At 37.9% G+C, this 21765-nt stretch carries 20 protein-coding genes; 5 read left to right on the plus strand and 15 right to left on the minus strand.

From position 1 onward, the window contains the following. Positions 1 to 6: 6 nt before the first annotated feature. The 7 genes from cyoE to ppsA all read right to left on the minus strand — a co-directional run bounded on the left by cyoE (position 7) and on the right by ppsA (position 8746). Positions 7 to 885, minus strand: coding sequence for a heme o synthase (gene cyoE / locus ACG94X_RS03420; protein ID WP_419382337.1), 879 nt, complete (start codon positions 883 to 885; stop codon positions 7 to 9). A gap of 10 nt (positions 886 to 895) precedes the next feature. Then, positions 896 to 1222, minus strand: coding sequence for a cytochrome o ubiquinol oxidase subunit IV (gene cyoD, locus ACG94X_RS03425; RefSeq protein ID WP_419382571.1), 327 nt, complete (start codon positions 1220 to 1222; stop codon positions 896 to 898). Next, positions 1219 to 1842, minus strand: a complete 624-nt coding sequence (gene cyoC / locus ACG94X_RS03430) for a cytochrome o ubiquinol oxidase subunit III (protein WP_419382338.1) — start codon at positions 1840 to 1842, stop codon at positions 1219 to 1221. Before cyoC ends, cyoD begins: the two co-directional genes overlap by 4 nt. A 4-nt stretch (positions 1843 to 1846) precedes the next feature. Continuing rightward, positions 1847 to 3835, minus strand: coding sequence for a cytochrome o ubiquinol oxidase subunit I (gene cyoB, locus ACG94X_RS03435; RefSeq protein ID WP_419382339.1), 1989 nt, complete (start codon positions 3833 to 3835; stop codon positions 1847 to 1849). 3 nt (positions 3836 to 3838) lie between these two features. Continuing rightward, positions 3839 to 4891 carry a ubiquinol oxidase subunit II gene (gene cyoA / locus ACG94X_RS03440; protein WP_419382340.1) on the minus strand — a complete coding sequence of 351 codons (1053 nt, stop codon included), beginning with the start codon at positions 4889 to 4891 and terminating at the stop codon, positions 3839 to 3841. Positions 4892 to 5199: 308 nt separating this feature from the next. Beyond that, the gene (locus tag ACG94X_RS03445) at positions 5200 to 5964 is read right to left on the minus strand and encodes an RDD family protein (protein ID WP_419382341.1); all 765 of its coding nucleotides are present in this window, start codon (positions 5962 to 5964) and stop codon (positions 5200 to 5202) included. Between the two features lie 364 nt (positions 5965 to 6328). Next, the gene (gene ppsA, locus ACG94X_RS03450) at positions 6329 to 8746 is read right to left on the minus strand and encodes a phosphoenolpyruvate synthase (RefSeq protein WP_419382342.1); all 2418 of its coding nucleotides are present in this window, start codon (positions 8744 to 8746) and stop codon (positions 6329 to 6331) included. A 117-nt stretch (positions 8747 to 8863) separates the two neighbouring features. On the opposite strand from ppsA, the gene ppsR reads away from it, so the two are divergent. Further along, positions 8864 to 9700 (plus strand): posphoenolpyruvate synthetase regulatory kinase/phosphorylase PpsR, encoded by an 837-nt coding sequence (gene ppsR / locus ACG94X_RS03455; RefSeq protein WP_419382343.1) that lies wholly within the window; start codon positions 8864 to 8866, stop codon positions 9698 to 9700. Between the two features lie 261 nt (positions 9701 to 9961). On the opposite strand, the gene ACG94X_RS03460 is transcribed toward ppsR, so the two are convergent. From ACG94X_RS03460 to ACG94X_RS03480, 5 genes are all read right to left on the minus strand, one after another. Further along, complete coding sequence (locus ACG94X_RS03460) at positions 9962 to 10516, minus strand: NAD(P)/FAD-dependent oxidoreductase (RefSeq protein WP_419382344.1); 555 nt, start codon at positions 10514 to 10516, stop codon at positions 9962 to 9964. A gap of 424 nt (positions 10517 to 10940) precedes the next feature. Continuing rightward, entirely contained in the window at positions 10941 to 11417 is a 477-nt protein-coding gene (gene yiaA / locus ACG94X_RS03465; protein WP_419382345.1) for an inner membrane protein YiaA, read from the minus strand. Positions 11418 to 11707: 290 nt separating this feature from the next. Next, positions 11708 to 12718: an LLM class flavin-dependent oxidoreductase gene (locus ACG94X_RS03470; protein WP_419382572.1), complete on the minus strand. Its 1011-nt coding sequence runs from the start codon at positions 12716 to 12718 to the stop codon at positions 11708 to 11710. A gap of 199 nt (positions 12719 to 12917) precedes the next feature. Then, positions 12918 to 13454: a glycine zipper domain-containing protein gene (locus ACG94X_RS03475; protein ID WP_419382346.1), complete on the minus strand. Its 537-nt coding sequence runs from the start codon at positions 13452 to 13454 to the stop codon at positions 12918 to 12920. 419 nt (positions 13455 to 13873) lie between these two features. Then, positions 13874 to 14308, minus strand: a complete 435-nt coding sequence (locus ACG94X_RS03480) for a hypothetical protein (RefSeq protein ID WP_419382347.1) — start codon at positions 14306 to 14308, stop codon at positions 13874 to 13876. Positions 14309 to 14698: 390 nt separating this feature from the next. Here ACG94X_RS03480 and prfA point away from each other — a divergent pair, with 390 nt between their 5' ends. Together prfA and prmC are read left to right on the plus strand one after the other, a co-directional pair. Then, entirely contained in the window at positions 14699 to 15787 is a 1089-nt protein-coding gene (gene prfA / locus ACG94X_RS03485; RefSeq protein WP_419382348.1) for a peptide chain release factor 1, read from the plus strand. Beyond that, complete coding sequence (prmC, locus tag ACG94X_RS03490; RefSeq protein WP_419382349.1) at positions 15787 to 16605, plus strand: peptide chain release factor N(5)-glutamine methyltransferase; 819 nt, start codon at positions 15787 to 15789, stop codon at positions 16603 to 16605. Before prfA ends, prmC begins: the two co-directional genes overlap by 1 nt. Positions 16606 to 16671: 66 nt before the next feature. Here the strand turns inward: prmC and ACG94X_RS03495 are convergent, their stop codons facing one another. From ACG94X_RS03495 to ACG94X_RS03505, 3 genes are all read right to left on the minus strand, one after another. Next, positions 16672 to 17583 (minus strand): bestrophin family protein, encoded by a 912-nt coding sequence (locus tag ACG94X_RS03495; RefSeq protein ID WP_419382350.1) that lies wholly within the window; start codon positions 17581 to 17583, stop codon positions 16672 to 16674. Positions 17584 to 17775: 192 nt separating this feature from the next. After that, complete coding sequence (locus tag ACG94X_RS03500; protein ID WP_419382351.1) at positions 17776 to 18123, minus strand: hypothetical protein; 348 nt, start codon at positions 18121 to 18123, stop codon at positions 17776 to 17778. A gap of 193 nt (positions 18124 to 18316) precedes the next feature. Next, complete coding sequence (locus tag ACG94X_RS03505) at positions 18317 to 19345, minus strand: AraC family transcriptional regulator (protein ID WP_419382352.1); 1029 nt, start codon at positions 19343 to 19345, stop codon at positions 18317 to 18319. A gap of 199 nt (positions 19346 to 19544) precedes the next feature. Here ACG94X_RS03505 and ACG94X_RS03510 point away from each other — a divergent pair, with 199 nt between their 5' ends. Together ACG94X_RS03510 and ACG94X_RS03515 are read left to right on the plus strand one after the other, a co-directional pair. After that, the gene (locus ACG94X_RS03510) at positions 19545 to 20315 is read left to right on the plus strand and encodes a 3-hydroxyacyl-CoA dehydrogenase (RefSeq protein WP_419382353.1); all 771 of its coding nucleotides are present in this window, start codon (positions 19545 to 19547) and stop codon (positions 20313 to 20315) included. Between the two features lie 114 nt (positions 20316 to 20429). After that, a complete protein-coding gene (locus ACG94X_RS03515; RefSeq protein ID WP_419382354.1) occupies positions 20430 to 21563 on the plus strand; it encodes an acyl-CoA dehydrogenase family protein in 1134 nt (377 codons plus the stop codon). The last annotated feature ends 202 nt before the right edge of the window (positions 21564 to 21765 follow it).

Raw genomic sequence — 21765 nt, forward strand, 5'->3', positions numbered from 1 at the left:
ATCTTTTTAGAACAGCGGCAAATGTGGTGCAGGGGAGACATAACTGAAACTAAAGCTAAAACTTAAAGCAGTAATTAAAATTACAGAATACAAAAAGTATTTCTTTGCCCAAATTTGATCATTTTCAGCTTTAAATCCAATAATCGATAAATAAACCCAATAAGCAGATAAAGCATTAAAGGTAATTAAAAATAAAATATTGGTATAGCCGAAACAATACAAACCATTCAATACAGCAGCAAACAAAATCACATAGATCAAACTTTCGATTTTAGTGCGATAGATTGAACGTGCTACAGGCAAAATAGGCACGCCTGCATTTTTATAATCATCAAATCGGTAAATAGCGATTCCCCAAGAATGCGGCATTTGCCAAAGTGCGTATGCAAGAAAAAGCAATAACGCGGCAACATCAAATTCATGAGAAACAGCTGTATAACCAATTACAGGAGGGCTTGCGCCAGAAATACTACCAATCACAGTTTGGTGAATAGTGGTACGTTTACTCCAGAGACTATAAAAAACAACATAAACAACAAACCCAAGTACAGCGAAACCAAAGGCATAAGCATTGACAAAAAACCAAAGTAAGCCGAAGCCTATGATGCCTAGAATTGCCGAAAAAACTAAAGCAAGGGTAGGACTAATGGATTTCTTAACAAGCGCGCGATTCATCGTCCTTTCCATCTTATGATCAATATCTTGATCAATGACGTTATTGACGACGCAGCCTGAGGCAACAACAAGGGTTGTACCCAGTAAAGTGATAAAAAGGAGGAGGAAATCTACAGATCCCTGAGCGGCTAAAAAGAAGCCGCCCAGAGTAGTAACGAAGTTACCAAAGAGAATTCCTGGCTTAGTCAGGAATAAGTACTTTTTAAACATAATGATCAGTTTAGATCATCATGTTTGAATGTAAGTAGTTCATAATCCACACAGAACCAATTAGTAAAACGGCAATGGTTAAAATTGTGTAGATAAAAGCAATTACATTCCAGCGTTGTTCTGACGATGAATTCATGTGCAAGAAGAAAACCAATTGCACAAGGACCTGAGCGACGGCTGTAATTGCAATTGTTGCAATCACTGCACCACCAGTCATGCCACTCATCACCATCCCAAACGGGATGATGGTGAGAACTACAGAAAGAATAAAGCCGATTGAGTATTGCTTGATGTTGCCGTGCGAAGCACCAGCAGCATTATGATCATGACTCATTATTGCGCTACTCCCAGTAAGTAAACGACGCTGAATACGCAGATCCATACGATGTCAAGGAAGTGCCAGAACAAGCTTAAGCAAGCAAGACGGCGAGTGTTTGGAAGTGTCAAACCATTTTTCTTGATTTGATACATCAACACAAGCATCCACACTAAACCAGAAGTTACGTGAATACCGTGCGTACCTACTAAAGTAAAGAACGCAGATAAGAACGCACTATGGCTAGGGCCATGACCAGCGTGAACTAAATGTTTGAATTCATAAAGTTCCATGCCGATGAATGTTGCACCGAAAACCCAAGTAATTGCCAACCACAAAATAACTTGGTTAACATTTTTCTTGTATGAAGCAAGAACCGCAAAACCAAAAGTCACAGAAGAAATAAGGAGGGCAAAGGTTTCTACAAGAACGAAACCTAATGTATCTCCGAATAATTCTTTAGGGCTTGGTGTGCCTGGCGGAATATGACTGCTTAATACAGCGAACGCGATGAAGAGTGTACCGAATAAAATCAAGTCACTCATCAAGTAGGTCCAAAAACCAAAGACTGTGATGTCTGTATCATCGTGATGATGATCTTCGTCGTGTCCGTGGTTATCGTGATGAAGTACTTCAGTCATGTCCTTAGTCCTTCTTCAAGTGTTTTTCAAGTAAAGCATAACGTTCGTTTTCGATACGTTCTACTTCAGCAGCAGGGACATAGTAATCTACTTTCTTGGTGAATGAACTTACGATGAAGCTAATCACTGCACCAAGGAAAGTAACTACAACCAGCAACCAAATATGCCAAATTAATGCAAAGCCCATTGCTGTAATAAACATTGCAATAACGAAACCAGCAGCACGGTCAGTTGGCATATGAATATCTTCATAATGCGTAGGACGAGCGTATGCAATACCATTCTCTTTGTCATTCCAGAAAGTATCAATACCATTGATTTTAGGAATATGAGCAAAGTTATAGAACGGAGCAGGTGAAGAAGTTGCCCATTCAAGTACACGACCATCCCATGGATCGCCTGTGTGGTCCATGTTGTCGTGACGTTGTAAGAAGCCTACAATCACTTGCATTAAGAAACATGCAATACCGATAGCAATAAGAACAGCACCGAACAAAGCAATCGCTAAGTATGGATCCCATTCAGGGTTGTCATATGTATTCAAACGACGAGTCATGCCCATGAAACCAAGGACATAAAGTGGCATGAATGCAAAATAGAAACCGAAGAACCAGAACCAGAAAGATGCTTTGCCCCAAGTTTCATTTAACTTCCAACCAAACATTTTTGGCCAGTAGAAAGTGATACCTGCGAACATACCGAATACAACACCACCAATAATTACGTTATGGAAGTGAGCAATCAAGAATAAAGAGTTGTGTACCAAGAAGTCAGCTGGTGGAACAGCCATAAGTACGCCAGTCAAACCACCGATACCGAAAGTTACTAGGAAGCCTAGTGTCCAGTACATTGGTGATGTAAATGTAATACGACCCTTATACATGGTGAATAACCAAGAGAAGATTTTAACGCCCGTAGGAATCGCAATAATCATGGTCATGATACCGAAGAACGCATTTACGTTCGCACCAGCACCCATGGTAAAGAAATGGTGTAACCATACAACGAACGCAAGCACTGTGATCGCAATCGTTGCATATACCATAGATTTGTAACCGAACAACGTTTTGCGTGAAAAAGTTGAAACGATTTCTGAGTATAGACCGAAAGCAGGCAATACTAAGATATATACTTCTGGGTGACCCCAAGTCCAAATCAAGTTCACGTAAAGCATTGGGCTACCGCCAAGCTCATTAGTGAAAAAGTGGAAATCGAAGTAACGGTCAAGTGTTAACATTGCAATTGTTGCAGTTAATACTGGGAATGATGCAATGATCAATACGGCTGTACAAAGTGCAGTCCAAGTAAAGATCGGCATATCCATTAATTTCATGCCAGGCGCACGCATTTTAATGATGGTAACAAAGAAGTTAACACCCGTTAATAACGTACCGAGACCAGAAATCTGTAGTGCCCAAATATAATAGTCAACACCCACACCAGGAGAATACTGAATACCTGAAAGTGGAGGGTAAGCCATCCAACCCGTCGCGGCAAATTCACCTAGAACAAGTGAAACCATCATTAAGCCAGCAGCACCTGCAAATAACCAGAAGCTGATTGAGTTTAATAATGGGAATGCAACGTCACGTGCACCAATTTGAAGTGGTACAACGATGTTCATCATACCCACAACAAGACCCATTGCTACGAAGAAGATCATGATTACACCGTGTGCGGTGAAGATCTGATCGTAGTGGTCAGGATGTAAGTAACCTTCACCACCACCTTTAGCAAGGAACAGTTGAAGACGCATCATAATTGCATCTGCGAAGCCACGAAGCAGCATCACAACAGAAACAAGAATATACATAATACCAATTTTTTTATGGTCTACAGATTTAAACCATACATTCCAAAGGTATCCCCATTTTTTAAAATAAGTAATACCGCTGAAAACAGCAATTGCACCAAGAGCCATAATGACCATTGTTACAAGTACCAGTGGCTCTTTAGGGATCGCATCCCAATTGAGTTTTCCTAATAACAACATGTCTTATTCCCCGTTAGAAGCATTAACATGTTCAACACCTGCATGGTCTGCACCATGGTAGTTGCTCATGTAAGTATGAATAATGCTTGCAAATAGATCAGAGTCAACATCAGAGTAGTAAGTTACTGCATGAGGCTTAGTAGGGAATGGACCTTTACGTTCAGCTTCGTGTGCAAGCGCTTTCTCTTCTGGGGTATGAGCATTGTTAACCATTGCTTCGATTTGGTGTTTAGAGCGGTCGCCATCTTTTAATGTAGCGAACACTTCTTTCGTTAACTTGACTGTCTCTTGAACAGCTTCAGGATTAATCGATTTACCATTTCCAGCTTTGATTGCTGCAACCCAATTGTTGAAGTCGGTTTCTGACACAGCATGTGCTCTAAAGCGCATTTGTGTAAAACCATAACCACTGTAGTTTGCAGAGAAACCACGATATCCATCTACTGGACTTGGTTCTTCAGCTAACATGTGGAGTCTGGTTTGCATACCAGCCATTGCATAGACTTGACCCGCTAACTTAGGAATGAAGAAAGAGTTCATTGTAAAGTTAGAAGTAATTTTGAATTCAACTGGCTTATTAACAGGAAAACGAACTTCATTAATCGTAGCGATTTTTTGTTCAGGATAGATAAACACCCATTTAAACTGTTCAGCGACAGCTTGAATAGTTAAGTGTTCTTCGTACTGACCTTGTTCATTTGTTAATGGTCTATAAGGGTCGTATTTATGTGACCCCCACCATGTTAAATATGCAAGAATAGCAATAATAATGCATGGAATACCCCATACAACAATTTCAATTGTCGTAGAGTGTGCCCATGTAGGTTTATAGTCTGCATCTTTATTTGACGCGCGATATTTCCAACCAAACCATAATGCCATGATAATTGACGGAATAACCACCAATAGCATTAAATAGATCGCCTTCATCATCAGGTCACTTTGACCTTCAGCTACTGGACCTTTAGAGTTCAGAAGTACCATATCACCACCGCACCCAGTTAAGAGTGCAGCAATCGCAGATAAAGACAATACAGCTAAAATCGTTTGTCTCATTTTACAACCTCGGTGAAGAGTCCCATTCCCGATATTTTTAATATGGGATAGCGATTAAAGTGTCGCATAATTGAAAATAACTATCATTTACAAATAGAAAACATTTTCAATGATACGACACCGCTAACGTTGTAGGGGATTATGCCTCATATCAAAAAACTTATCTATACATAAAGTTGCTTTAAATGTTTGTTCTCAAAACCAATTTGTTTACTCGGAATTATTGATTAAGGTCTATGTTTTTATTTGTAAATCAATATTTTGAAATAAAAAAAGGATGCTAATGCATCCTTTTTATTGTGTGAATATTACTGCTTTATTACTTTGGTCTTTGCTAATTTATCATGCAAAGTTTGGCGATTTCCGCTGAATGCAAAAGCATGATCTATGATTGTGATAAACGGCATAAAAATCATATTTAAAATTATAAATATCACGCTTCTCAAAAGGAAAACACGGGTTAAATTAACTTTTTCACCGGTATTTGCATCGACAATTTTAATCTTAGCAATTTTTTTACCTAAACTTTGACCTGTTTTCGCAAGTGAATATGCTTGTACAGCCAACATTGCGATAATGTAAAAAAACATCGACTGCCATGCCTCTACAGGAATTAAATTTAGTAATTCTTGTTGGTATTGAACCATTTGACTTGAAGCAGTTGCACTTTGCATTTTTTGTTGTAAGGCATTGAGCTGAGTAACTTGGTCTGCTTGTAAGAAAAATGATGGCAGAATAGCAGCAGGAAACCATAAAAACAGATCAAGAATTTTGGCTAAAATACGTGAATTAATCGTCGCAAGCTCTTGCGGAGCTTTAGTCTCAACCTTAATTTTTTGAATCGTATCATTTTGATAGCTTGGTGTTGTCGTTACAGGTGTTTCAGCGACATAGCCAACGGGTTCAAATACAAGTTTACCTTGTGTAAGTTCACCAAGTGCTTTCCATTCAGCCATACCTTGATGCCACGCTAAATCAGTCAATAAAACTTGTTGACTTGCAAGCATCTGATTTAATTGTTCAACGGTATATGGTCCAGCTTGTTGATTATTTCTCGCCAAGTAAATCTGCATAAAACTAAATTCTCAAAATAAATCGAAACATACTAAAAAGTGTAGATAGATATTGATTGTACCATCAAGCTATTTGATCTACTTTTTTAAACGACTATGTATACTAGATTTTTAAACACAATAATATTAATTTTACACGAAATCTAAGGGATCTGGAAAATGAGTTGATTACTTCGCCGTAATTTAATGACGTAGATGCGATTCCTAATCCAATATATATTTAAATTTTTGATGAAAATAGGGAATATTCTTAACGGTTTTTTTGATTTATCGTAAAGCTGATCTTGATTAAAATGATTGAACAAAAAACTGAAAAATATAAATAAAAAAGACCCTACGAGAGGGTCTTTTTTAACGTCATTGATTAACCTTGTTTGATTTTTTCTTCAGCAAGGAAGAACCAAGTCTCTAAAACTGAGTCTGGGTTTAATGAAACAGATTCGATACCTTGTTCCATTAACCATTTTGCAAGATCTGGGTGGTCTGAAGGACCTTGACCACAGATACCAACATATTTACCCGCTTTACGACACGCATGAATTGCCATAGAAAGTAAAGCTTTAACTGCAGGATCACGTTCGTCAAACAAGTGTGAAACGATACCAGAGTCACGGTCTAAACCAAGAGTTAACTGTGTTAAGTCATTTGAACCGATAGAGAAACCATCGAAGTGTTCAAGGAATTGTTCAGCTAACAAAGCGTTCGTTGGTAATTCACACATCATGATCACTTTAAGACCATTTTCACCGCGTTTAAGACCATTTTGCGCTAATAATTCAATCACACGTTTCGCTTCTGCAACTGTACGTACAAAAGGAATCATGATTTGAATGTTGGTTAAGCCCATTTCGTCACGTGCTTTTTTCAACGCGCGGCATTCTAATTCGAAGCAATCACGGAAATTTTCAGATACGTAACGGCTAGCACCACGGAAGCCCAACATTGGGTTTTCTTCTTCCGGCTCGTATAACTTCCCACCAATTAAGTTCGCGTATTCATTTGACTTAAAGTCAGACATACGAACGATCACTGGTTTGTCTGCAAATGCAGCAGCAAGGGTAGAAATACCTTCAACCAATTTTTCTACATAGAATTCGATTGGAGAAGAGTAGCCAGCAGTACGTGTCATAACAGCAGCACGAGTTTCACGTGGTAAGCTATCAATATTCAATAAAGCTTTAGGATGCACACCAATCATACGGTTGATGATGAATTCTAAACGTGCAAGACCAATCCCTTCGTTTGGAATTTGCGCGAAGTCAAATGCACGGTCAGGATTACCGACGTTCATCATAATTTTGAACGGAAGTTTTGGCATAGATTCAATCGAATTACGTTGAATTTCGAAATCTAATGCACCTTCATAGATGAAGCCAGTATCGCCTTCAGCACATGAAACAGTAACTTCTTGACCATCGGTTAGCACTTCTGTTGCATTACCACAACCTACAATTGCAGGAACGCCTAATTCACGTGCAATAATTGCAGCATGACAAGTACGACCACCACGGTTGGTAATAATCGCGGCAGCACGTTTCATCACTGGTTCCCAGTCTGGATCAGTCATGTCAGATACAAGAACATCACCTTCTTGTACTTTGTCCATTTCTTTAATCGACGTAACAATGCGGACTTTACCCGAACCGATACGTTGACCAATTGAACGACCTTCACATACAACCGTACCTTTTTGTTTTAACAGGTAGCGTTCCATTGTGCCGACATTTTCACGGCTTTTTACAGTTTCAGGACGTGCCTGAACAATGTAAATTTCACCGTCATCACCGTCTTTCGCCCACTCAATATCCATAGGTGAATTGTAGTGATCTTCAATAATTAACGCTTGTTTAGCCAATTCTTGGAGTTCTAAATCATTCAGTGCGAATTGTTGACGTTCAGCTTTTTCTACATCGACAACAACAACAGATTTACCAGTAGTGCCTTCTTCACCATAAATCATTTTTTGGTGTTTAGAACCAAGGTTACGACGGATAACTGAATGTCTACCAGCTCTAAGCAATGGTTTTGAAACGTAGAATTCGTCAGGGTTTACTGCGCCCTGTACAACCATTTCACCTAGACCATAAGAAGCAGTGATAAATACAGCATCACGGAAGCCCGATTCTGTATCTAGTGTGAACATTACACCAGCTGCACCTGTCTCCGAGCGAACCATGCGCTGAATACCCGCAGAAAGGGCAACGATGTCATGGTCAAAGTTTTGGTGTACACGGTATGCAATCGCACGGTCGTTATAAAGTGAAGCAAATACTTCCTTAATCGCAATGAGGACGTTGTCAATCCCGCGGATGTTTAGGAAGGTTTCTTGTTGACCAGCAAATGAAGCATCTGGTAAATCTTCGGCAGTCGCAGATGAACGTACTGCAACAGCAATATCTGGGTTGCCTTTGGAAAGCTCTGCAAATGCAGTACGAACTTCTTTTTCAAGCTCAACTGTGAGTGGGGTGTCAACAATCCATTTACGAATTTTTGCACCAGTTTCAGCAAGTGTATTTACATCATCAACATTTAATTGTTTCAATTCAGCTGAAATTTTGGCATTTAAACCACTTTGTTCTAGAAATTCACGATACGCAGCAGCAGTCGTTGCAAATCCACCTGGTACAGATACGCCAGCATTTGCTAAATGGCTAATCATTTCTCCAAGTGAAGAGTTTTTACCACCCACGATCTCAACGTCGTGTTTCCCTAGTTTTTCCAGACCGATTACGCGTGCTTCCAAAGTTGTTACTCCACTTATTGCAGTATTAATCACTATCATTGGCGTGAAAGTATAACAAAAAACTTAGCATTTTGATTTAACTAAGTCATAGTCATGTAAGATGGGCTTACTATAAAGATTATACATCGCTAAGACAAATGTTTGAGGAGATTTTTAATGTCAGAAAGTAACCAAATAAAGCGCAGCGTTTTTTTTATTTCTGATGGTACTGCTATTACGGCTGAAACCCTTGGGCACTCATTATTAGCGCAATTTCCGCATGTAAAGTTTGATATACATATTATTCCGTATATTACCTCTGAAGAAGCCGCAATGAATGTGGTCGAAGAAATCAACCAAAGAGCAGAAAAAGACGGGCAACAACCTTTGGTTTTCGATACTTTGGTTGACCCCTATGCACGTGACATTATTAATACCGCAAATGCAGTAAATCTTGATGTATTTGAAGGTCTTATTAGTAAATTGTCTGACGTATTAGGTACTCCCCCTACAACTTTAGTCGGACAGACCCATGCAGTGACTGATTCTGAGTCATATAAAGCACGTATTGATGCTGTACATTTCGCTTTAGATAATGATGATGGTGCACGCACTCGCCATTATGACAAAGCAGATTTGATTTTAATTGGTGTTTCCCGTTCAGGAAAAACCCCAACATCGATTTATCTTTCTTTACAGTTCGGTATTCGTGTTGCGAACTATCCTTTAACAGAAGAGGATTTAGATGATAATCGCTTGCCAGCAGTGCTCAAAGCACATAAAAATAAACTGTTTGGGTTGATGATTGATGCAGAACGTCTTGTGGCGATTCGTACAGAGCGTAAGGCAAATAGCCGTTATGCAAGTTTCAGCCAGTGTCAAATGGAATTGCGTGCCGTAGAAGGAATCTATATTTCAGAAGGGATTAAATATCTAAACGTATCTGAAATGTCCATTGAAGAAATTTCAACTCGTGTTCTGCAAATGACGGGTTTGAAGCGTCGCATTGGTTAAAATACAGTACAGTCAATAATAGACTTCTTGCGTAAGTTAAAAACAACCAACTATTTACAATTAATGATGCTATAAAACCAATATTGGTTGTTCCTTCTCCCTTTGGGAGAAGGTTGGGATGAGGGGAATTTCTCAAAAATCCGCTTCCTACCCCTCTCCTTTAAAAGGAGAGGGAATTCCAATGTAAATCAAAATTGATTAAAAGTTACTTTCGCTAGAGAGCTACTATTAAAATTTAAAAATCTTTATTGTTAACAGAACTTAATAAGTCGTAATAATGACATCAACAAAATGTTCAATGTTTTCCATACTTTGTATTGCATTTTCAGTAATTTTGACCACAGGCCATGTGATCAACTGAATCGTATCACGCTGTAAAGCTGCATAATAACTATCAGATTTTAAAAATAATTTATTCTTGGTTGCACAGTTCGGCATCAATTGGCGTTTTAACCACTGTTCTTGAACTTGAGCATCTAAATAGCGAATAGCTAACATCGATTTGACACGATGATTGAATAAACGGCGATTCTTGATGATCAATGGATGAGAAATCAGTTTTTGAATACCTTTTTCCGTTTGAGGTAAAATAAAGACAGGCGAAATTTGGAAGACTTTTACGAATTCAGCATTTTGCACAATATATTCGAGATTCGAAACAGTGTGCTGGTCAGTCCCAATCACAGCCACTTTTAAGCCTGAAAAATCAGTCAGTTTTATATCTTTAGATACGATTGTTTTAGCTTTAAAATCTTTAAAAAATTCGGCTTGGTTTTGAAAAAAACCATCAGTTTTACTCGTGTTCCCTTTGAGCATGTTATTTCCCTTTTTTTATTTATTGAGTCAAAAACCATTTTGACTTTCATTCATATATCCAAATTGAAAGCTCTGGTAAAGATTTTTCTAGAATCTTGACAGTCATCTTTGCTGTGACGATGTTTTATCATCATCAAAGTCATCACTATTTTTCACATTATTTGAGTTTTTCTCAATATTTTTAAAATATTGAACGGCATTTATTTTAATGAATGTTGACGAGAGTGATTAGGCTTAAATCGTGATGATCTTGTGTCTAAAGTATCAATTTTGTTATTTTAGAATTTTATTTTTGATATGGTTTTATTTTAAATTATTGATATTAAAAGATAAGACTTGTCATATTTGAGAGAGTCTTATCTTTGTAAATTTTAGTGATTTAAAAAATTAAAATGATGATGATCCATGTGCGTTGGTTGGAGGACTAGACCTTGTCATTTGGTATTTCAATTTCTTTCAGGTCGGTTTGTGGAATAGAGGGGCGAGGTTCAGGTGTGGTATGCGTTCTGAGATATTCTAAATCTCGAATATTTTTCTGAACTGCAACAGCACCAAATAAACTGAGTAAGAAGGCCATGATATAAAAGCCCTTTTCACTTAGAGCCAATGTCGCATTCCATAAACCCAAAGCCAATAGAACCAAACAAATGACCACGGAAACCCAACAAAGTCCGTAATAAATTGTGGTGACTTGTAAGCCTTCCAATTTGTCACGAACAATTTTTTGCAATGACACAGCAGAAAATAATCCATATAAAATAAGAATTAAGTAATAACCTTTTTCATTGAGCGCCATTTGCGCATTGAATAAGCCGATACCATAAGCCGCTGCCCCAGCCAATAGTGCGACCCAGCTGACTGCGATAAAAGCAGGTGATGGTTTATTAATGTATTGATCCATGACAGTTCCTTATTGATTTTCTATACTTTTTATATGATCTATTATGCCTACAAGAAATGAGATGGCAAATCTTTTCATTATAATGATTTATTCAAGAAGGGATGAAGATTAAGTTTATATACAAATATATTGATAATCATCTGGTTATGGTATTTTATTATTCGTAATAAAAAAACCAAAATAAAACGCAATGTTCTATTTTGGTAAAGAGGAAAAGGCACAGCCACCATTAATTTTAAAATATCTTTAATCGTAAATAGTGAGTTGTTTTTAATTTACGTCAGTAAAGTTTATGGATGAATGTTATTTTTTAAATCCATTAACAGGCTAAAGTTTTCTAAACGCTTATCTGTATCGTAAATATCACAAGTGAATATAAATTCATCGACTTGGTATTGTTCTAAAAGATTATTTAAGCCTTTTTTTACCGTTTCAGGTGAACCAATTTGTGCCATCGCAAGGAAATTTTGCACTGCCATTTTTTCAGAAACAGACCATCGACCTTCCATTGTGTCAATGGGTGCTTTGAGTTTTAGGCTTTGCCCAGTAAGTAAAGCTAAAATTCGTTGGTATACACTGGTCGCTAAATATTGTGCTTCTTCATCGGTTTGTGCGACTACGGTTGGTACACCCATAGAAACAAAAGGTTTTTCTAAATATTCAGAAGGTTGGAAGTTTTCACGATAGAGTTGAATCGCTTGACCTAACATTCTAGGTGCGAAATGAGAGGCAAATGAATAGGGAAGGCCGAGTCTCGCTGCGAGTTGTGCGCTAAAAAGACTTGAGCCCAATAGCCATACTGGAACGTGAGTACCTTGTCCCGGCGTTGCTTTAATTCGTTGATTTGGTTGAGCATCGGCAAAATAACTGAGTATTTCCAATACGTCTTGTGGGAATTGATCTTCAGTTTCTTGACGACCACGGCGCAATGCACGCATAGTCATTGGATCAGTGCCTGGTGCGCGACCTAATCCAAGTTCTACACGGTTTGGATAAAGCGTTGCTAATGTTCCAAATTGCTCAGCAACCACCAAAGGTGCATGATTAGGTAACATAATACCGCCAGAACCTAGACGTATTTTTTGTGTATTCGCCAATATATAGCCAAGTAATACGGCAGTTGCAGAACTGGCAATACCATCCATATTATGATGTTCAGCTAACCATAATCGTTCATAACCCAATTTTTCTGCATGCTGTGCTAGTTCCAAAGCATGCTTCAATGAAAATTCAACATTTTGATCTTCACGAACAGGTACAAGTTCAAGAATAGAAAATTTAGTATCACTTAAAGATTGGATAGATGAGGACATAATTGGACTGTTAACCTGAATATGTTTTATATATCGAAATAATACGATGTAAGAGTGTTTTTGTATATCGAAATTTGTCGATATAGTGTAACTATTTTCTATCCATGAAAAATATTAGATATTTCTGAATCTAAAAAGCACCCGAAGGTGCTTAGATGAATCATTAACAAATGAAGGGTTTAATTTGTTAACGGTTTTTGTTCCAACCATAATGTTTGCCGTTGTCATGATGATAATCACGATCATTGTAACGATAGTTGGTGTTACGGTAGCCTTTGTTGTTATAACGACGGTCATAGCGATCATCATAACGACGATCATATCTGTTGTCATAATTACCGTAGTTATCATAACGACGATCCGAACTGACTTGTTTACCCAATGCAGAACCACCAGCAGCTCCAAGTCCTGCGCCGACATAACCACCAGTAGACGTACCTGTGACATTACGACCAACGGTATAACCACCTGCGCCACCTAAAGCACCTCCAATAATCGCACCATTACGGTCACGTTTATTGGTTGCTGCACCAGCACCTGCACCGCCACCAATTGCAGAACCGATCATTGCACCTGTTGAGCCACCCATTTGTTGTCCAATTGCTGCACCAACCACACCACCTAAGGCTGAGGTTAATGCAACACGGCTAGAGCTATCGGCATGTGTTGTGGTCATCATTGTCGCTGCAATGATTGTTGCACCCAGTATCGCTTGTAATTTCATTTTCAAACTCCTTGTCGAAGATTCTATCTATTATTGAACATGAGTTTAGAATATCGAAATATGTAGCAATGATTATGGATTGCTAAGTAATCATTTTTATTCTTTCGTGATTGGATTGTATTTTTATCTCTTTAATTTCTACATGATTATTCACTAAGATACTGGTGAAAGTGATTTTTAATCAATTTTTGGGTGGTGATTCAAATTGTATACTAGCTCGAAATACCTATTGAATTACTGAAATATTCAGGTGAAATTCATAGTATTGCTAATGCTTAACATACTTCATGATGTATCTAAATCATGATCAGCATACTTTTTAGAACACCACCGAATTGCTTATTTAAAATAATAAAACTTTGCATCGTCACTAAAAACAAAAAAGCACCCGAAGGTGCTTAATGTCTATCATTCACATATTAGTGGTTATGACGACGATGTTTTTTGTAGTATTTTTTGCTGTATTTGCGTTGATCTGCATGACGGTCTTGTGAAACTTTCTTACCGAGTACTGAACCACCCGCTGCACCAGCAGCTGCACCGATATAACCACCAGTCGAGCCACCTACGTTTTTACCCACAGTATAACCACCAACACCACCTAAACCACCACCGATTGCAGCAGCAGTACGGTCGTGTTTATTGGTTGCAGCAGCAGCGCCACCTGCACCACCGATTGCAGAACCGATCATTGCGCCAGTGTTACCACCCATTTGTTTACCAACAGCAGTTCCTACTACGCTACCTAGAGCTGAAGTTGCTGCAATTCGAGTTGAATTGTCTGCGTGAGCATTCACAGTAAACATTGATGTTACTGCCAAAGCAGTACTAAATAAAATCGCATTAAATTTCATGTGTTGCTCCATGTCCTAAACTGGACAAATCTATATCTCTTTCTGATGAGGTAAATGTAACAAAAATATTCTCGGTAATAATGGAGATGAATCTGCAAATTGATAGTGTTTAGTATCCGAATGTATGTTTTCTATTAAAACGGGTTTTTAAATAAGCAAAAAAGTACAGAAAAAGAATGAATCATGGAGATTGCACCATTCATTTCACAGCAAGGCCCATTTCAAATGTGGGAATTCAGTTGGTTATGCAATAGTTGCCAAGATAGATATGTCATTTAAAGGGTAGAATCGGTAAACTATAGGCAATTATAGAATTTTTTGATCCACGACTGTTTATATTCATATATATGCCTAGTCAAGGTTCACGTTTAGATTGAGAATGTATTTAAAATGAAAGAGTCGTTACGGTTACGATTAGATCAACTTTGTGATCGACACGAAGAGTTAGAAGCTTTATTGGCAGATGTTGAAGTCATTTTAGACAATAAACGTTTTCGTAATTTGTCACGTGAGCATAATGATTTAACTGAAATTACAGATGTTTGGAAAAAGTATAGACAAGCTGAACAAGATATAGAAACTGCTCAAGAAATGTTATCGGATCCTGATTTTAAGGATATGGCACAAGAAGAAATTAAAGAAAATAAAGCGATAATTTCTCAGCTTGAAGCAGATCTTAATATCTTAATGATTCCGAAAGATCCGAATGATGCCAACTCTGCTTATTTAGAAATTCGAGCAGGTACAGGCGGTGATGAAGCTGCGATATTCTCAGGTGATTTGTATCGTATGTATAGTAAATATGCCGAAACTCAAGGTTGGCGTATTGAAGTACTGTCTGAAAATGAAGGCGACCACGGTGGCTACAAAGAGGTCATTTGCCTTATAAATGGTGAAGGCGTTTACGGTCGTTTGAAGTTTGAAAGTGGCGCGCACCGTGTGCAACGTGTACCAGCAACAGAATCACAAGGTCGTGTGCATACCTCTGCTTGTACAGTGGCTATTCTGCCTGAAGTGGATGTAGATACAACTGTCGAAATTAATCCTTCGGAGCTACGTATTGATACTTACCGTGCTTCGGGTGCAGGTGGTCAGCACATTAACAAAACAGATTCGGCAGTTCGTATTACCCATCTTCCAACAGGAACTGTGGTGGAATGTCAGGATGAGCGTTCGCAACATAAGAATAAAGCCAAAGCATTGGCTTTATTGGTTTCACGTTTAGAAAATGCCAAACGTGCAGCAGCGGATGCTGTTACATCTGAAATGCGCCGTGACTTGGTGGGTTCTGGAGACCGTTCAGAGCGTATTCGTACTTATAATTATCCGCAAGGTCGTATGACAGATCATCGTATTAACCTAACTTTATATAAGTTGGATGCGGTGATGGAGGGTGATTTAACAGAATTACTGGATAGTTTACATCGTGAATATCAAGCGGATCAGCTTGCCATGCTTGCACAGCAGAATGGTGGATAATGAATATTGCACAAGCTTTAGCCTTACGTGGCGAAGTTGAAAGTTATGAACGCCAAGAAAATGCTTGGTTGCTTGAACATATTACCAAAATTGATTCTTTTGATTTAGTGATGAAAAAAGATCAAGAGCTGAGTAGTGAACAAGAGCAGGCATATGTAGATGGTTTGGCTCGTATTGCAGCAGGTGAGCCTTTAGCTTATGTCACAGGTTCGCAGCCTTTTTGGACATTGGATTTAACCGTCACTCAAGATACGTTAGTTCCGCGTCCAGATACCGAAGTTTTGATTGAAACAGTTTTAAAGCTTGATTTACCTGATGATGCGAAATTGGTGGATTTAGGTACGGGTACTGGGGCAATTGCTTTATCGCTTGCCAGTGAACGTCCAAACTGGTCGGTGACTGCAACAGATATTTATGAACCAACTTTAGAAGTTGCTTTGCATAATGCTGAAAAGCATGATTTGACTGAAGTTAAGTTCTTTTTAGGAAGTTGGTTTGGTGCTTTAAATCGTCAATATTTTGATGTGATTGTGTCTAATCCTCCATATATCGATGTAGATGATATCCATATGCAAAATTTGGCTTCTGAACCTGAGCGTGCTTTGGTTGCAGGTGGTCGTGGTTTAGCAGATATTGAACATATTATCCAACAAGGCAAAAAATGGTTAGCGACGCAAGGTTGGATTGTACTTGAGCATGGTTATGACCAAGCTGAAGCTGTTCAAAATATTTTTAAAGGCGCAGGATTTAAAGAAGTGAGAACAGTTAAAGATTATGGTGGTAATGATCGTGTGACTTTAGGGCAGTGGCAGAATTAGATTTATTTTTTACCTTCTCTCTCCCCAAAAGGAGAGAGTATTTCACTATCTATTTGTCATAAATGCTCAGGTCAAATTACTTTTAACCAACTGAATCGGTTCTAATAGTTCTTTACCCAATGAACTGAGCACTTCTCTTTCGATTAAACGGGTGATTGAATCTAAAGGTAAATCATTGTCTTGCAATCCAAAAGGTTCTTCGAGTTGTGCGCTTAATGCGTCTAAACCTAAAAATAAATACGCAATTAAACTGACAATAACAGGCGTCCAAATCCCTAAACTGGCTTCCAAACTAAAAGGTAAAATTAGACAGAAGCAATATACAGTACGGTGCAGTAATACAGAGTAGGAATAGGGTAAGGGTGTGCTTAGAATACGATCACAGCCAGCCTGAATATTGCCTAAGTCCACAATGTGACGATTCAAGCCTTGGTAAATAATATCGGAAAGGTCACCTGACTTTAACAGTTGAACAAGTGATTTTTGAATTTCCTCTAAGACAAATTGCGGGGCATTGATATTACTGTTCAAAGTATTAAATTTTTGTAGAGAAAACTCAACTTTATCTTTATAAAAATCAATTTTTTGATGGTTGTTTCTCAGGCGATTTCGTAGCAAACAGGTAAATAACATGACACGATACATCAAGACTTCGCGCTCATGCTCATTGAGCACATAACTATCTCTAGATAAATGGCGAGATGTTGCAATTAAAGCGCCCCAAAGTTTACGTCCTTCCCACCAACGGTCATAACATGCAGTATTTCTAAAACTGAGGAAAATAGAAAGAATAATACCAAAGACTGTAAAGCCAATTGCGGGAACGGCTGGAAAACTAAAGTAATGATGCGAAGATAAGTAAACAATAATGGTAGAAATAAGGACTACAAAAGTTAATGCAGGTAATACTTTGGGAAGGATGGTGCCATGCCAAGCAAAAAGAAGTGCAAAACTGTTGTTTTTATTTCGAATGATCATACTGTCCACCTTAGATTACGGTGACAGTGTTTCATATAAAAACAATGGGATGCAAGTATTTTGGTGACATCAGTTGCTATAATGTATTGTATTCGAAATACAGATTCAGTCATTAAGTACGTCATATTTGTATAAAATAGACAATAAAAAAGCAGCGATTAAAGCTGCTTTGTAAATATACAAGTCATTCAATTATATTGGATAATCTTCTAGGCTATCGGCAACATTAACTTGATTTAAAGTATCCGTTTCTAGTGCAAGACAAAGTGCAACAATTTTAGCGGTATCAGCGAGATTTTCTTGCTTCATAGCCAAACCAGTACGAATTGCATTTAAACGGTCTTGGTTAATATCGAGGGATTCTGCAATCTCATGTGCATCGTTGGTATTGAAAAAGTCATTCATCGCATCATTAAAATTATGATGAGATGTTTTTAGAATACCTTCGATTAATTCATCTAGATGTTCATTTTGAGCAGAAAGGGAGTCAATAAAATTTTTAACTAGACTCTGATCGAGTACGTCAATCATCTTAAGCATGTTAGTGACCTAAAAAGTGATTCAATGGGAGGAGTTTGCCGCAAGGTTTAAGCAGAAAATACTGCTTTAAGTTGAGTGAAAAATATACCAAATTTAAATAAGTATTCAACCATATTCAGATGAGCTGTAAAGTTTCGTTCAAACTTCATTTAAAGTTGGCTAATTAAACTTGGAACGTTTGTATGAATTTTAATCAAGCTTTCAGGTTTTGTAATTCTCGATATGCGCCTGGACTGACATCTGTCCATTTTTTAAAAGCACGATGAAATGCACTCACTTCTTGGAAATACAATTGATCACTAATTTCTTGTAATGTATAAGTACTTTTGGTGAGTAATTCAATGGCGAGATCGCGGCGAATATCATTTTTGAGTTGTTGATAGCTAATTCCTTCGCTTTTTAAACGACGTTGGATTGTGGCTTCAGAAATATTGAGTTGTTGTGCAAGGTCAGTAAGTTCATACCATTGGGCAGGTGGGACGGAAAGCAAATGTTTACGAATGATCGAACTGAGTGCATGTGGGTTTTTAAAACGCAAGAGTAAATTTTCTGGAGTATTTTTAATAAATTCATACCATGATTTTTTGTCACGTTTTATATGAATATTTAAATAAGTTGCATCAAATTGGAGATAGTTTTTATTTGCTTGATATTGGATGTTTTCACAGAAACGCACACGATAATCTAAATCATCTAAAGGTGGTGAGCATTTTAATTGGATGCTATTTAATAAAATTCGTTGATCCGCTAACCAACAGATTAAGCTATGGATGAGCATGAAATAAGTTGCATAACTAAACATGGACTTAGTTTGTAATTTGTCTGTAATGACAATGTATGCATAATTTTCATCAATAATCAGTTTGCTATAAAAATCATCTAAAATTAGATTAAAAAATTGCAGTATTTGTTCAATTGCAGTAGATAAGTTCTCGGCATGCATGACCATTTTAGACAGTAATTTATAACTACCACGGCGCATTGGGTGTGAATCCATGCCAAAAAATTCATCATTCATAAGATTGGCGATTTCAGTCCACAATTTTGCATAAGCCGAAACTGAAATACGTGCTTTCGTTGACTCGAAAAGTTCCAGTGAAATTTCAGCCTTATTTAATATTTCATAAATATCAAAGCCTTTTTCTTTAGCACCTAGTAAAGCCTCATGTACCAAAGCGATAGAAATAGTACCTTTATTGTCACTGAATTGTTGATTATTCACTGTTCATTCCATTATCTTGTGAATTGCTTTTCCATAAGAAATTTTAAATTGTCCAAATCCATCATATAGGATGCAACTTTTGGAAATTGTACTCAAGCTTGACTATGTTTACTCTGCATCTTAAGTCGAAAACAGCGTTAATGTTGTCATGAGCTTGTTTTAAAATGTATTGATTCAAACAATTAAATAGGAATACAAGATGAAAATTGAAGGAAAAGTTTTTGTAGTGACTGGTGGTGCATCTGGTTTAGGTGCTGCAACAGCAACTCACCTTGTGGGCAAAGGTGCAAAAGTGATTATGGTCGATATGAACCAAGCACTGGGTGAAGAAATGCAAAAACGTTTAGGTGAAAAATCTAAATTTGTTCAATTGGATGTGACCGATGAAGTTGCGGTTGAACAATTCTTTAAATCCGTCGAGCAAGATTTTGGTCAATTGAATGGCTTAATTAATTGTGCAGGGATTGGTCCTTCTGCAAAAGTATTGGGTAAAAATGGTATTCACGGATTAGCCGATTTTCAAAAAGTATTAAATATCAATGTAACAGGCACATTTAATATGTTGCGCTTTGCAGCAGATGTGATTTCTCGTTATACGTTAGAAGTTGGTGAAGAAGATCGTGGTGTCATTATTAATACTGCATCTGTTGCTGCTTTTGATGGTCAGATTGGTCAAACCGCTTATGCTGCATCAAAAGGTGCAGTGGTTGCAATGACATTGCCTTTAGCACGTGAGTTGGCAAGAGAAAGCATCCGAGTGATGACCATCGCACCAGGCATTATGGAAACACCAATGCTTAAAGCTTTACCGCAAAATGTACAGGATGCTTTGGGTGCAATGGTGCCGTTTCCTCCACGTTTGGCAAAACCAGAAGAGTTCGCTCATTTAGTGGGGCATATTTGTGAAAATAGTTATTTAAATGGTGAAACGATCCGTTTAGATGGTGCAATTCGTATGCAACCTAAATAATCTGAATTTATAAAAAATCTACATTCTATCCCTGCTTTGCAACAAATTAGGGATAGATAAAATAATTTTATTGACTGAACAAGCATGTTCGAAAATGTGAGAAAGGACGCTCAGATGATTTTAAATGAAGAACAGAAAATGGTTCAGGAAATGATGCGGAATTATTCGCAGAATAAATTAAAACCAACGGCTGCTGGGCGTGATAAAACCTCTAGATTTCCTGCACAAGAACTCAAAGAATTGGGTGTACTTGGTGCATTAGGAATGACTGTCGCCGAGCAATGGGGTGGTGTGGGCTTAGATTATGTTTCTTTGGTTGCAGTGATTGAGGAAATTGCAGCAGGCGATGGTGCAATCTCAACGATTGTCAGTGTGCAAAATTCTTTGCCCTGCGGTATTATCCAAAAATATGGTACAGAACAACATAAACATGAGTATTTAACCAAATTGGCTTCTGGTGAATGGCTTGGCTGTTTTTGCTTAACTGAACCACAGGCTGGCTCAGATGCAGGTGCTTTATTATGTAAGGCTGAGCGTGAGGGTGATTCATGGATCATTAATGGGACTAAGCAATTTATTACCACGGGACAAAATGCACAGCTTGCGATTGTTTTTGCAATTACAGATAAAGCCGCAGGTAAAAAAGGTATTTCTTGTTTTATTGTCCCTACAGATTCACAAGGTTATATCGTTGCCCGTATAGAAGAAAAAATGGGGCAGCATTGCTCTGATACAGCGACTATTATTTTTGAGAATTGCCGAATTCCTGCCGAAAATTTACTTGGAAAAGAAGGTGAAGGTTATAAAATTGCTTTATCTAATTTGGAGTCGGGGCGAATTGGTATCGCTTCGCAATGTGTAGGTATGGCACGTGCAGCTCTGGATGCTGCCGTGGAATATGCCAATGACCGTAAAGCTTTTGGTGTGGAATTGGTACAACATCAGGCAGTTGCATTTCGTTTAGCCGATATGGCAACCCAAATTGAAGCAGCCAGACAACTGATTTATCACGCAGCCAGTTTAAAAGACGCAGGTTTACCTTGTTTAAAAGAAGCGTCTATGGCGAAACTTTTTGCTTCTGAAATTGCAGAAAAAGTCTGTTCAGATGCTATTCAGATTCATGGCGGCTATGGCTATGTCTCTGATTTTCCAGTCGAGCGTATTTACCGCGATGTTCGTGTCAGCCAAATTTATGAAGGGGCTTCGGATATTCAGCGCTTAGTCATAGCGAGAGCTGTTATTCAATAAAATATCTTTAAACGCATACAAAGATAGAATATCAAATTACTTTTTGAAAAGATCAGCCTCGTGCTGATTTTTTGATCCTAGACTCAAAAAATATTGATCAGCGAAACATTATTGAAATGTTCAAAAGCTGCAACACAACTGCGGTGTTTGGAAATTGTGTATGACTTCGAATCATGATTATCTATAGAAATCAGCAAGCATG

It is taken from the genome of Acinetobacter psychrotolerans, assembly GCF_048552595.1.
Lineage (GTDB): Bacteria > Pseudomonadota > Gammaproteobacteria > Pseudomonadales > Moraxellaceae > Acinetobacter.